15 protein-coding genes are annotated in these 12,327 nt (G+C 59.6%); 7 read left to right on the top strand and 8 right to left on the bottom strand.

What is annotated here, in order from left to right; translation table 11 throughout:
• Nucleotides 1–232: 232 nt before the first annotated feature.
• Nucleotides 233–517, bottom strand: a complete 285-nt coding sequence (locus BLU01_RS18140) for a hypothetical protein (RefSeq protein WP_092278119.1) — start codon at nucleotides 515–517, stop codon at nucleotides 233–235.
• A 174-nt stretch (nucleotides 518–691) separates the two neighbouring features.
• On the opposite strand from BLU01_RS18140, the gene BLU01_RS18135 reads away from it, so the two are divergent.
• A complete protein-coding gene (locus tag BLU01_RS18135; RefSeq protein WP_092278117.1) occupies nucleotides 692–898 on the top strand; it encodes a hypothetical protein in 207 nt (68 codons plus the stop codon).
• Between the two features lie 194 nt (nucleotides 899–1,092).
• Here the strand turns inward: BLU01_RS18135 and BLU01_RS18130 are convergent, their stop codons facing one another.
• Entirely contained in the window at nucleotides 1,093–1,677 is a 585-nt protein-coding gene (locus BLU01_RS18130) for a YajG family lipoprotein (protein ID WP_092278115.1), read from the bottom strand.
• A gap of 205 nt (nucleotides 1,678–1,882) precedes the next feature.
• On the opposite strand from BLU01_RS18130, the gene BLU01_RS18125 reads away from it, so the two are divergent.
• Nucleotides 1,883–2,116: a hypothetical protein gene (locus tag BLU01_RS18125; RefSeq protein WP_092278113.1), complete on the top strand. Its 234-nt coding sequence runs from the start codon at nucleotides 1,883–1,885 to the stop codon at nucleotides 2,114–2,116.
• Nucleotides 2,117–2,853: 737 nt separating this feature from the next.
• Nucleotides 2,854–4,362: a malate dehydrogenase (quinone) gene (gene mqo / locus BLU01_RS18120; RefSeq protein ID WP_092278111.1), complete on the top strand. Its 1,509-nt coding sequence runs from the start codon at nucleotides 2,854–2,856 to the stop codon at nucleotides 4,360–4,362.
• Nucleotides 4,363–4,546: 184 nt separating this feature from the next.
• Here the strand turns inward: mqo and BLU01_RS18115 are convergent, their stop codons facing one another.
• From BLU01_RS18115 to BLU01_RS18100, 4 genes are all read right to left on the bottom strand, one after another.
• Nucleotides 4,547–4,834 carry a PA4642 family protein gene (locus BLU01_RS18115; RefSeq protein WP_092278109.1) on the bottom strand — a complete coding sequence of 96 codons (288 nt, stop codon included), beginning with the start codon at nucleotides 4,832–4,834 and terminating at the stop codon, nucleotides 4,547–4,549.
• Between the two features lie 63 nt (nucleotides 4,835–4,897).
• Nucleotides 4,898–5,383, bottom strand: coding sequence for a hypothetical protein (locus tag BLU01_RS18110; protein ID WP_092278107.1), 486 nt, complete (start codon nucleotides 5,381–5,383; stop codon nucleotides 4,898–4,900).
• Between the two features lie 182 nt (nucleotides 5,384–5,565).
• Nucleotides 5,566–6,039, bottom strand: a complete 474-nt coding sequence (locus tag BLU01_RS18105) for a WbuC family cupin fold metalloprotein (RefSeq protein ID WP_092278105.1) — start codon at nucleotides 6,037–6,039, stop codon at nucleotides 5,566–5,568.
• A 3-nt stretch (nucleotides 6,040–6,042) separates the two neighbouring features.
• A complete protein-coding gene (locus tag BLU01_RS18100; RefSeq protein WP_054045644.1) occupies nucleotides 6,043–6,600 on the bottom strand; it encodes a hypoxanthine-guanine phosphoribosyltransferase in 558 nt (185 codons plus the stop codon).
• Nucleotides 6,601–6,765: 165 nt separating this feature from the next.
• Between BLU01_RS18100 and upp the strand changes: the two genes are divergently transcribed.
• Nucleotides 6,766–7,404: a uracil phosphoribosyltransferase gene (gene upp / locus BLU01_RS18095; protein ID WP_092278103.1), complete on the top strand. Its 639-nt coding sequence runs from the start codon at nucleotides 6,766–6,768 to the stop codon at nucleotides 7,402–7,404.
• Nucleotides 7,405–7,406: 2 nt separating this feature from the next.
• Entirely contained in the window at nucleotides 7,407–8,681 is a 1,275-nt protein-coding gene (locus tag BLU01_RS18090) for a uracil-xanthine permease family protein (protein WP_092278101.1), read from the top strand.
• 129 nt (nucleotides 8,682–8,810) lie between these two features.
• Here BLU01_RS18090 and hemH read toward each other — a convergent pair whose 3' ends face one another.
• Both hemH and BLU01_RS18080 read right to left on the bottom strand, forming a co-directional pair.
• The gene (hemH, locus tag BLU01_RS18085; RefSeq protein WP_092278099.1) at nucleotides 8,811–9,836 is read right to left on the bottom strand and encodes a ferrochelatase; all 1,026 of its coding nucleotides are present in this window, start codon (nucleotides 9,834–9,836) and stop codon (nucleotides 8,811–8,813) included.
• Nucleotides 9,837–9,849: 13 nt separating this feature from the next.
• Nucleotides 9,850–10,752: a TIGR01777 family oxidoreductase gene (locus tag BLU01_RS18080; protein ID WP_092278097.1), complete on the bottom strand. Its 903-nt coding sequence runs from the start codon at nucleotides 10,750–10,752 to the stop codon at nucleotides 9,850–9,852.
• Nucleotides 10,753–11,014: 262 nt separating this feature from the next.
• On the opposite strand from BLU01_RS18080, the gene BLU01_RS18075 reads away from it, so the two are divergent.
• Complete coding sequence (locus BLU01_RS18075) at nucleotides 11,015–12,001, top strand: NAD(P)/FAD-dependent oxidoreductase (RefSeq protein WP_092278095.1); 987 nt, start codon at nucleotides 11,015–11,017, stop codon at nucleotides 11,999–12,001.
• Entirely contained in the window at nucleotides 11,998–12,213 is a 216-nt protein-coding gene (locus tag BLU01_RS18070) for a TIGR02450 family Trp-rich protein (RefSeq protein ID WP_092278093.1), read from the top strand. The genes BLU01_RS18075 and BLU01_RS18070 overlap by 4 nt, the downstream gene beginning before the upstream one ends.
• The last annotated feature ends 114 nt before the right edge of the window (nucleotides 12,214–12,327 follow it).

Raw genomic sequence — 12,327 nt, 5'->3', positions numbered from 1 at the left:
AATGGAGCTTCTGTGGCAGGGAGCTTCTGCGGCGAGGGGGCTTGCCCCCGTTGGGTTGCGCAGCGACCCCAAAATCTTGCGACTGCTTCGCAGCCGAACGGGGGCAAGCCCCCTCGCCACAGGAAAGCCCACTCCCCACAGAAAAGCCCCACTCTCCACAGGCAAGCCCCCTTGCCATGAGCAAGACTCTCACCACAAATGAATGGGTGTTGCTGAATTTGTTACCGGCGATTCAGAACTGTGTGCTGACCCACGAGATGATCAGCGCCACGCCCAGGCAGGCGAAGCCGAATCGGTAGAAAAACCGGTTCATGCGCTGGGTCGCGCCATCGTGCATCAGTGTCGCGTCATCCACGCGACGGTTCTGTGCAGCGGCTTCAAGCACTGCCTGGGCGCGCTGTTCGCGGCGGCGCGTGGCGTGCAGCAGCCAACTGCCGGGGAACGCCAGCAGCAAGGCCAGCAGGTTGATCAACTTGGCGGGATGGTTGGTGAACAACGAAATCAAATGCAACGACATCACGGACCTCGGCAGAACTTGAGATGACAGGCGCCGGACCGACGACCGCGTCGCGGATTCTACCGAAAGCCTGCGACAAATAACGAACCACTTGGCCGATTCCTGATCGGTGTCACGTCATCGTCATCTGCATGCGCCAGTCTGTCGCCCCTCGAAACCGACACTGAGCCCGCCATGCTGCACGCCGAAAACCAGGACCGCCTCTACCTCATCGCCCAAAGCGAAGAACAGCAAAACCTCGTCGGCAGCCTCGCCTTCAATGTTCAGGATCGCCACTGGCTGGTGTATTGCGCGCTGGGCGGACACCAACATGCGGACTTGCCCGAGATGGATTTGCTGACCGGGGTGAGTGTGCTGGATTTCTACTCCCAAGCCGCCTGAGCCCTTTTTAGGACTGTAGGAGCGAGGCTTGCCCGCGAAGACGGCGGAACATTCAACATTGATGTTGGCTGACACACCGCTTTCGCGGGCAAGCCTCGCTCCCACAAGGGATCGGGGGTATTCGCGAAAACCAGCAAACACAAAAAAGCCCGGAACCATCACTGGCACCGGGCTTTTTCACATCGGCGGAAAAGTTACTCGCCGAGGATCTGGCTGACGGTCGGGTCTTTGAACAAGCGCGTCAGTGCGTCGCTCAACACGTCGCTGACCAGCTTGGTGTTGGTTTCCTGGTTCGGCGCCATGCCGAAACGCTGGTCCAGGGAAGCGCCGTAACGACCGCTGTAGCGGCGGTTGGCGTTCTGCACGTCGGAGCGGAAGGTGGCGCCGATAGTCGCTTCGGTCACGTACATGCCTTCTTTAGGCGACTGGTATTTCAGCTCGGCCAAGGTCACGGTCAACTGCGGCGCGTTCATGCCGTTGGACACTGGGGTGAAACCGAGCAAACGCACGGCCGCTTCGGCCTGAGCCTGCAATTTCGGCAGGATCTGCGCGCCTTGCACGGTGATTGCGCTGGTCTCCGGGTACAAACCGCCACGGGTGCCGAGGGTTGGCGATGGACGACCGTCGACCACCCGCACCACCACTTGCTGGCCATGGCCAACCGGTGCCAGCTGAGTGGTCAGCTTCGGCTCCGGGTTCAGTTGTTGCGGGCTGTGGGCGCAGCCAACCAGGGTCAAACTGGTCACAGTGATCAAACCGAACAACAGGCGTTGCAACATGCTCTTCTCTCCAGAATCAGGCACAAACAGGCCCGCAGTATAGCGGTGGGCCACTGCAGCGAACTAGGGGACTTCAACGAATAACCCAAACTCTGACCAACCCTGCGCAAAGCGGTTCCTGTCACACATCTGTCACCGCCCATACACGCTGACGTCATCGCGCACTGGCAACCTTCACAGCAGTCACCCCACAAGGTACTTCGCCATGCGTTATCTGATCTCGCTGTTCGCGCCACGCCCGCTGCACCGCAGCTTTGCCCTGCTCGATCGCAACGGTCATTGCCAGGCATTCAAGCAATGCAGCCTGCAGCCGATGGGCGATGGCTGGGTCGAAATCGAAGAAATCCGCCTCAACTGGTTACACCATCCCCTGCCCCCAAGCGCCCGTGTGCGCCAGCGTCAGCCTCGTTCACGGGTGCACGCATTGTTGTCCATCTGACCGGACGCCTAATAAAAGTCATTAATCGCGACCATTTCCCTGCGTTTCTTAGATACAATCTCCCCCCGATTATAAGGACGTCTCCTGATCGGGCCTCGCAGCATCGTCAATGCCCAGGCATTGGCCCCCCGAATCGCCCACAGAGAGCCGCCCACACAGATCGAGTGAAGCTGGCGTGCTTGCTGTTCCCTGAGCAAAACCCCCACTTTTCGCGCATCTGCAGAGCTGTCATTACGCTCGGTCACTGAGCTGTTTGCCCGTTTTGCCTGTCATGTACTTCATGGCGGCAATCCATCCGGGCACGGTGCCAGGCTGGGACAGCCCTTTTTGAGGTTCACGTCTTCAAAAGAGCGTGAAAAAAACGGGTTTTCACAACTTCACAAGAGTGTGGCGAGCAAATGAATAGTTTTGCGTCTGAACATGCACCATTAGCGTCTGAAACAGCCCAACGACACAGGACCGGGTACGCCTCGAATACCGGAGCCTGAAGCCTGTCCGCTACGGATTTGGTTGCACAAACGGATGTCTCGACCATAAGTCGAATTGCCAGTCGCGCGTTGAAGTGAGTTCATAGACCTCATTGACCCGGCCGGTAGCGTCCGTCGAAGTTGCGAAAAATTGCGAAGATTCGGACATGGCGATTCTGGCCATGAGTACCTGGGGCACACATGACACGCCCCGGCACGCCTGGCAGCTATGCCGACAATTTGGTGCTGCAGATTTTGGAGACGCGTTAAATGGCGCATAACGAAGCAGTCGACGTAGTACTCGTTGGGGCCGGCATCATGAGTGCCACCCTCGCTGTACTGCTCAAAGAGCTCGACCCCGCGATCAAGCTGGAAGTCGTCGAGCTGATGGATTCCGGTGCTGCGGAGAGTTCCAACCCGTGGAACAACGCCGGTACCGGTCACGCCGGGCTGTGTGAGTTGAACTACACGCCGCAGGCCGCCGACGGCTCCGTCGACATCAAGAAAGCCGTGCACATCAATACGCAGTTCGAGGTGTCGAAACAGTTTTGGTCGTACCTGACCAAAAAAGGCACGTTCGGCTCGTGCAAATCGTTCATCAGCCCGGTGCCGCACCTCAGCTTCGTGCAGGGCGACAGCGGTGTGTCTTTCCTCAAGTCGCGCTTTGAGGTGCTGAGCAAGCACCACGCTTTCGCTGACATGGAATACACCGAAGACAAAGCCAAAATGGCCGAGTGGATGCCGCTGATGATGCCGGGCCGTCCGGCCGACGAAGTCCTCGCCGCGACCCGCGTGATGAACGGCACCGACGTCAATTTCGGCGCGCTGACCAATCAATTGCTCAAGCACCTGACCAGCGCACCCGATGCGCAGGTCAAGTACTGCAAGCGCGTCACCGGCCTGAAACGTAACGCCAACGGCTGGACCGTCAGCATCAAGGACGTCAACAGCGGCAACAGCCGTGAAGTCGACGCCAAGTTCGTTTTCCTCGGCGCGGGCGGCGCGGCATTGCCGCTGTTGCAGGCGTCGGGCATCGAAGAAAGCAAAGGCTTCGGCGGCTTCCCGATCAGCGGCCAGTGGCTGCGTTGCGATAACCCGGAAGTGGTCAAGCATCACCAGGCCAAGGTGTACAGCCAGGCAGCGGTCGGTTCGCCACCGATGTCGGTGCCGCACCTGGACACCCGAGTGGTCGATGGCAAGAAGTCGCTGCTGTTCGGGCCATACGCCGGTTTCACCACCAAGTTCCTCAAGCACGGCTCCTTCATGGACCTGCCGCTGTCGGTGCGCGCCGGCAACATCGGCCCGATGCTGGCCGTGGCGAAAAACAACATGGACCTGACCAAGTACCTGGTCAGCGAAGTGATGCAGTCGATGGAGCAACGCCTGGAATCGCTGCGTCGTTTCTACCCGCAAGCGAAGGCTGAAGACTGGCGCCTGGAAGTGGCCGGCCAACGGGTGCAGATCATCAAGAAGGACCCGAAAAAGGGTGGCGTTCTGCAGTTTGGTACCGAACTGGTGGCGGCCAAGGATGGTTCTCTGGCAGCACTGCTCGGCGCTTCGCCAGGCGCTTCGGTGACGGTTTCGATCATGCTTGAGCTGATCGAGAAGTGCTTCCCGAACAAGGCGTCCGGTGAATGGGCGGCGAAACTGGCGGAAATCTTCCCGGCCCGTGAAAAAGTCCTGGAAAGCGACGCAGCGCTGTATCACAAGATCAACGCGCACAACAACGTCGCGCTGGAACTGGTTGAAGCCAGTACCGAGACCGAAAGCTACGCTTGATTCGGCTCCACAAAAAACGCCCCGCTCTGGTTGAGAGCGGGGCGTTTTTTTTATGCGCCTACCTGTAGGAGCATGGCTTGCCCGCGATGGCGTCCTTCAGAGCGCTATCGCGAGCAAGCTTTGCTCCTACAACGCGTGCACCTGTAGGAGCTGTCGAGTGAAACGAGGCTGCGATCTTTTGATCTTAGCCGCGCGCCTTGGCGATCAGCTCGATGTACTCGGCCGCATTGCGCTGGTCCTTGATCACCGCGACGAAGTCATTGCCGTGCTCATCCTTGCCGTCCAGGTCAAAACCGGCCTCGACGAAAAACGTCAGGAAGCGCTCGAAATCGTCGATGCGCAGACCGCGGTAGGCTTTGATCAGTTTGTGCAGCGACGGTGAAGTGGCGTCGACCGGTTCAAAATCGAGGAACAGTTTGATCTGCTCATCGCCGATCTCGTCACCAATCACTTGCTTCTTATCTTTACGCATTGCCGACTCCAGCTCGCAGACATTTCACGGGGCGGGCAGTTTACCCCTCACTGGCCGCCGGGCTCAACGCGGACGCACACTGCCGGTGTGCAGATCGGCCCAGACATGGCCATTGGCGTAGCTGAGGAACTGGCAATACACCGTGTCGTTGCGCAGCAGGTCAATCACCACGCGGTATTGCGCCAGCGGGTAATACATCGTCAGGGTTTTGCTTTTTTCGTCGTAGATCGGCTTTTTCAGGCTTTTGCTTTCGCCATCAAAATTGACCAGCACCTGGTTGATGGTCGCGCCTTTGTTCAGGGATTTGCCCTTGAGGCGGATCAGCAATGGCGACGTCACCGGGATCGGCTGTTGCGAGGATTGACGCTGGCTGCCGACCACTACCGAATAGTCGGTGACCTGCAACAGTTGTTGCTGCTCAGGCTCGGCGTCGCGCAGGGTCAAGTCGTCCGGCGGCAGAAACTGCGCGTGCATCGGCGCCGGCGCGGCGGCCAGCGGCAGGCTTGCGGACAGTAACAGGACGGCGCAGCAGCGGGTCAAAAGGCTCATGACAGGCTCCGGGGGACGGGGCCGAGCACTCTAACATGGCAAAAGAATGGGCAAACCCCGATCCCCGTAGGAGCGAGGCTTGCCCGCGAAGAGGCCGGCACATCCAACATATTTGTCGGCTGACACAGCGCTTTCGCGGGCAAGCCTCGCTCCTACAGAAGATTAATTACAGAGATTACCGATCAATCAAACTGCGCGTGCATCCACGCCTGGTATTCGGCGACACCCGGCTCGCCTTCACGCGGCGCCCAGTGGGCAAGCTCACCCTCGCCGACCGGGCGATAAGGGCCGGCCTTGCACTCGAACATCAAACTGTCGGCTTCCAGCACCACCAGACCGTGGAACACCCCGGTCGGCAGATCGACGCCGACACAGTCGCCGCCCGCCTGCAGAACTTGCTTGCGCAGCACTGCGCCCGACTCGTCAAAAATCAACAACCCGAGGCGGCCCTTGAGCACCAACAGGGTTTCAGCCTTGTTGTCGCCCAAGTGTCGATGCGGCGGAATGTAAGTGCTCGGCTGCAAGCCCACCGCCATGCGGTGGCAGGCGTCTTCCATTTGATGGAAGTTGTGATGCTGGCGCCCACGAGGATTAGCCGCAGCCTTCTCGGCCAATTCCGCGAACAGGGTTTGATCAAGAAAGCTCGGCGTGGTCATTGCTTACATTCCTTTAACGGCAAAAATGCCATTGGCGTTACGCCAGTAACCTTTGTAATCCATGCCGTAGCCGAAGATGTAGCGGTCGATGCATGGCAGGCCGACGAAATCGGCTTTGAGGTCCGGACGCGCTTTGCGGTCGTGGTCCTTGTCGATCAGCACGGCAGTGTGCACAGCGCGGGCGCCGGCGTGTTTGCAGTAGTCGATAATCGCGCCGAGGGTGTGACCTTCGTCGAGGATGTCGTCGATGATCAGCACGTCGCGATCGAGGAACGACACTTCAGGCTTGGCTTTCCAGAACAGGTCGCCGCCGCTGGTTTCGTTGCGATAGCGGGTAGCGTGCAGGTAAGACGCTTCCAGCGGGAAGTGCAGATGGGTGAGCAACTTGCCGGCGAAAATCAGCCCGCCGTTCATCACACAGAAAACCACCGGGTTAGTGTCAGCCAGTTGTTCGTTGATGTGTGCACCGACGCGGGCGATAGCCGCCTCGACTTCAGCTTCGGTGTACAGGCAGTCAGCCTCTCGCATGATTTGACGGATATGCTCGAGATCAGCGGACATGGCGCTCTCCAAGGGGTGGCTTATGCAGGAAAAGCGGGCAAAGGTACGCATCCAGCGAGGCCGAATCAAGCGTTTGTGGACTAACGTACTGTATGTCTATAGGACAACACCCTCGGATAGATTAATCTAGGCCGGTTTTTTTGCCCGCCGCCGGAGCCTTTCCCCATGCCCATCCAAGAGATCCGCCATCCGCTGATCCGTCATAAACTTGGCCTTATGCGCCGCGCAGACATTAGCACGAAGAATTTCCGTGAGCTCGCTCAGGAAGTCGGTGCCCTGCTGACCTATGAAGCTACCAAAGATTTGCCGCTCGAAACCTACGACATCGAAGGTTGGTGCGGCACTGTGTCGGTCGAGAAAATCGCCGGCAAGAAGATTACCGTGGTGCCGATCCTGCGCGCCGGTATCGGCATGCTCGAAGGCGTGCTGAGCCTGATACCGGGCGCCAAAGTCAGCGCCGTCGGCGTGGCCCGCAATGAAGAAACACTGCAGGCGCACACCTATCTGGAAAAACTGGTGCCGGAAATCAACGAACGCCTGGCCATGATCATCGACCCGATGCTCGCCACCGGCAGTTCGATGGTCGCCACTATCGACCTGCTGAAAAAAGCCGGTTGCCGTGACATCCGCGCGATGGTCCTGGTCGCGGCCCCCGAAGGCATCGCCGCCGTCGAGAAGGCGCACCCGGACGTGATCATCTACACCGCCTCCATTGATGAAAAACTCAATGAGCACGGCTACATCATCCCGGGCCTGGGCGATGCCGGCGACAAGATCTTCGGCACCAAGCAGAAGGACGCTTGAGCATGCAGGAAGAGTTCAACGATCCGCTCTGGCGCACGGTGCTGTCCGGCGCCCAGATGCTGTTCGTGGCGTTCGGCGCCCTGGTGTTGATGCCACTGATTACCGGCCTCGACCCGAACGTGGCGCTGTTCACCGCTGGTCTGGGGACGATCCTGTTCCAGATCGTCACCGGGCGTCAGGTGCCGGTGTTCCTGGCGTCGAGCTTTGCCTTCATCACCCCGATCATTCTCGCCAAGGGCCAGTTCGGCCTCGCAGCGACCATGGGCGGGGTAATGGCGGCCGGTTTCGTCTACACCTTCCTCGGCCTCGCGGTGAAGATCAAAGGCACCGGTTTCATTGATCGGCTGCTGCCACCGGTGGTGATTGGTCCGGTGATCATCTCCATCGGCCTGGCCATGGCGCCGATTGCCGCCAACATGGCGATGGGCAAGGCTGGCGACGGCTCGGAGCTGATTCACTATCAGACTGCGATGCTGATCTCGATGCCGGCGCTGCTGACCACGCTGATTGTCGCGGTGTTCGGCAAAGGGATTTTTCGCCTGGTGCCGATCATCTCCGGCGTACTGGTCGGTTTTGCCATGGCGTTCTATTTCGGCGTGGTCGATACGGCGAAGATTGCCGCCGCGCCTTGGTTTGCGATTCCGCACTTCACCGCGCCGGAGTTCAACTGGCAGGCGATTCTGTTTATCGTCCCGGTGGCGCTGGCCCCGGCCATCGAGCACATCGGCGGGGTGATTGCCGTGGGTAGCGTGACCGGTCGCGATTACCTGAAGAAACCCGGTCTGCACCGCACGTTGCTGGGCGATGGCATTGCGACGACGGCGGCGGGTCTGTTTGGCGGCCCGCCTAACACCACGTATGCCGAAGTGACTGGCGCGGTGATGTTGACCAAGAACTACAACCCGAAAATCATGACCTGGGCGGCGATTTTCGCCATCAGCCTGGCGTTCGTCGGCAAGTTCGGCGCGCTGCTGCAGAGCATTCCGGTGCCGGTGATGGGCGGGATTCTGTGTCTGTTGTTCGGTTCGATTGCGGCGGTGGGCATGAACACGCTGATCCGCCACAAGATCGATCTGGGCGAGGCGCGCAATCTGGTGATTGTCTCGGTGACCCTGGTGTTCGGGATTGGGGGTGTGCTGGTCGGCACCGGCACCGGTCCGGACGACTTCGGCCTCAAAGGCATCGCGCTGTGCGCGGTGGTGGCGATTGCGCTAAACCTGTTGCTGCCGGGCAATGACAGCTGGAAGCACAAGAAGGCGGATGACCCGTTGCTGTAAGGGCTCAAGGTCTTTGTTGCCAGTTAGATAGCCATCGCGAGCAAGCTCGCTCCCACAGTGGATCTTCTGTGAACACAGAATATGTGATCACCAATGATCAATGTGGGAGCGAGCTTGCTCGCGATGCTTTTAGAGTGCCAACGGCGCTCGCTCGCACAATACGCTCAACGCCTTGGCCCATTGCGGGTCGTCATTGAGGCACGGCACCAGCACCAACTCCTCGCCGCCGGCTTCGCGGAACTGTTCCAGACCGCGATCGCCAATTTCTTCCAGGGTCTCGATGCAATCGGCAACAAACGCCGGGCACATCACCAGGATCTTCTTCACGCCGCTTTTGCCCAACTCATCAAGCCGCGCTTCGGTGTAGGGTTCGATCCATTTCGCTCGGCCCAGACGCGACTGAAACGACACCGACCACTTGCCGTCCGGCAACCCCATGCGCTTGGCAAATTGCTCGGCGGTGCGCAGGCATTGCGCGCGGTAACACGTCGCCATTACTGCCGGAGAAGCGTTCTTGCAGCAGTCCTGATTCTTGAAACAGTGCTGGCCCGTCGGGTCGAGTTTGGTCAGGTGCCGTTCCGGCAAACCGTGAAAACTCAGCAGCAGATGATCGTAGCTTTGCTCCAGATAAGGCTTGGCGCTGGCGACCAGCGCATCGAGGTATTCCGGCTGATCGTAGAACGGCTGGAGAATCGACAACTGCACATCAAGTTTGCGCTCGCGGATCACCCGTTTGGCCTCCTCGATCACCGTGGTCACGGTGCTGTCGGCAAACTGCGGATACAGCGGCGCGAGAGTGATTTTGCGGTGGCCCTGCTTGACCAGTTGCAGCAACTTCGTCTCGATCGACGGCTCGCCGTAACGCATCGCCAATTCCACCGGGCCCTGGGTCCACTGCGTGGTCATCGCTTGTTGCAGGCGCTGGCTGAGCACCACCAGCGGCGAGCCCTCCTCCCACCAGATCGAGGCGTAGGCGTGGGCCGACTGCTCCGGGCGTTTGAACAGGATCAGCGACACCAGCAAGCGCCGCACCGGCCACGGCAGGTCGATCACATACGGGTCCATCAAAAACTGGTTGAGGTAACTGCGCACATCCGCCACCGAAGTGGAGGCAGGTGAGCCCAGGTTGACCAGAAGCAACGCGTGATCGGTCATGCAACGTCCTATTTCAGAGGCGGCTGGACACGTCGTCCAGAGCCGCGCGCAAATCAGTGAACTGGAAGGTGTAACCCGCTTCCAGCAAGCGCGCCGGAACAGCCTTCTGGCCGCCCAGCAAGAGCAATGACATTTCGCCCAGCGCGACCTTCAACACCAGCGTCGGCAGCGGCATGAACGCCGGGCGGTGGAGCACGCTGCCCAGCGTCTTGGCAAACTCGCGATTGCGCACCGGTTGCGGCGCGCAGGCATTATATGGACCGCTGGCGTCGATGCGCTGCAGAAGAAAATCAATCGCGCCGATTTGGTCCTTGATATGAATCCACGGCATCCACTGCCGGCCGGTGCCAATCGGCCCGCCCAGGCCCATTTTGAACGGCAGCAACAGCCGCGACAAAAAGCCGCCCTCGGCCGACACCACCAACCCGGTGCGCACCAGCACCACGCGAATGCCCATGGCTTCGGCGCGTTGCGCGGTTTCCTCCCAGGCGATGCACAACTGACTGGCGAAATCATCGATGACCGGCGGCGAATCCTCGCTCAACTCGCGCTCGCCGCCATCGCCGTACCAGCCCACTGCCGAGCCGGAAATCAACACCACGGGTTTCTGCTCGCGGCTTTCCAGCCACGCCAGCAGGGTTTCGGTCAAGGTGATGCGACTGCTCCAGAGCAACGCCTTGCGTTTATGTGTCCACAGACGATCACCAATCGGCGCGCCGGCCAGGTTGACCACCGCGTCCAGCGGTTCTTGCCCGAAGTCTTCGAGACGGGCAATGCCGCGCACCTCTGGACCACAAATCCCGGCGACTTTCTCCGGTGAACGACTCCAGACCGTCAGGTGATGCCCTTGGCTCGCCCAGTGTCGGCAGAGCTGACGTCCTATCAAACCAGTACCGCCGGTCAGCAATATGCGCATGACTTCTTCCTCGCGTGGCGTTTTACCCGGATCACTAGTCTATTTTTATAAGCAGGGATCTTTGGTATCGGGCAGGCTCTTGGTTTAGCACGCTAATGTTTAACAACGCTGCGTGTTTAACAAAGCTCTGTGTTTAACAACGCTATGCGCTTAACAATAGGCCAACCTGTCAGAACGAGAACGCTGAAAGTTATACCAAAAAACAATATTGTACAGCTTTAAACCACGGCGTAGTCTGTACAGAAAGGTAAACGAGGCCCCTATGACTGTACCTATCGCAATCATCGGCACCGGCATCGCCGGACTCTCCGCCGCCCAGGCCCTGACGCAGGCCGGGCATGTCGTTCAACTATTCGATAAAAGCCGTGGCAGCGGCGGACGCATGTCGAGCAAACGCAGCGATGCCGGTGCTCTGGACATGGGTGCGCAGTATTTCACCGCTCGCGACCGCCGCTTCGTCACCGAAGTACAGCGCTGGCAAGCCAATGGCTGGGTGGCCGAATGGACGCCGCAGCTTTATACCTATCAGGGCGGCCAACTCAATCTGTCGCCGGACGAGCAGACGCGCTGGGTCGGCACGCCACGCATGAGCGCGATCACCCGCGCCCTGCTCGGCGACCTCGAAGTGCAGTTCGCTTGCCGCATCACTGAAGTTTTTCGTGGTGAAGAACACTGGCATTTGCAGGACGCCGAAGGCTTCACTCACGGCCCGTTCAGCCACGTCGTAATCGCCACGCCGGCGCCGCAAGCCACTGCGCTGTTGGCTGCCGCGCCGAAACTCGCCGGCGCCGCTGCCGGGGTGAAAATGGAACCGACCTGGGCGATCGCGCTGGCCTTCGACACGCCGCTGGATACGCCGATGGAAGGCTGTTTTGTGCAAGACAGCCCGCTCGACTGGCTGGCCCGCAACCGCAGCAAACCGGGACGCGACAACACCCTGGACACTTGGGTGTTGCACGCGACCAGCGCCTGGAGCCGGCAACACATCGACCTGTCCAAAGAAGCCGTGATCGAGCAATTGCACGGCGCGTTCGCCGAACTGCTGCACAGCGCCATGCCCGCGCCGACGTTCAGCCTCGCCCACCGCTGGCTCTATGCACGCCCTGCCGCCAGCCATGAATGGGGCGTGCTGGCCGATGCCGATCTGGGCTTGTACGTGTGCGGCGACTGGTGTTTGTCCGGTCGCGTCGAAGGTGCCTGGCTCAGCGGCCAGGAAGCCGCCCGTCGTTTGCATGAGCACCTGCAATGAACCGCATTAATCCGGGTAAATTGCTGCTGTCGAAGTGGACAGCAGCCCTGCCGAAAAACCGCGAAAAGCATTTTCTGGTGACCGAGGTTTTCCGCGACGAGGAAGGCACGGTGCTGCAGGTTGAATTGCAAGCAGTGCTGACCCAGCGCAGCGAGCGGCTGGATTGGCAGGTGCTGAAAAACAGCGACAGTTGGTTATTGGGCTGGAAATAGGTCTTCCTGCAGCAGCCGCTCCTACTTAATTCTCAGGCACTTCGCTAAAACTTATACAAACAATTTGACTTGTACAGCTTTGAATCTATGATGAACTACATGTTGTACAGGGCC

Origin of the sequence: Pseudomonas prosekii (assembly GCF_900105155.1) — a bacterium.
GTDB lineage: Bacteria > Pseudomonadota > Gammaproteobacteria > Pseudomonadales > Pseudomonadaceae > Aquipseudomonas > Aquipseudomonas prosekii.
Note: the sequence above shows the minus strand (reverse complement) of the source record. Positions and strands in the feature narration are given on the sequence as shown.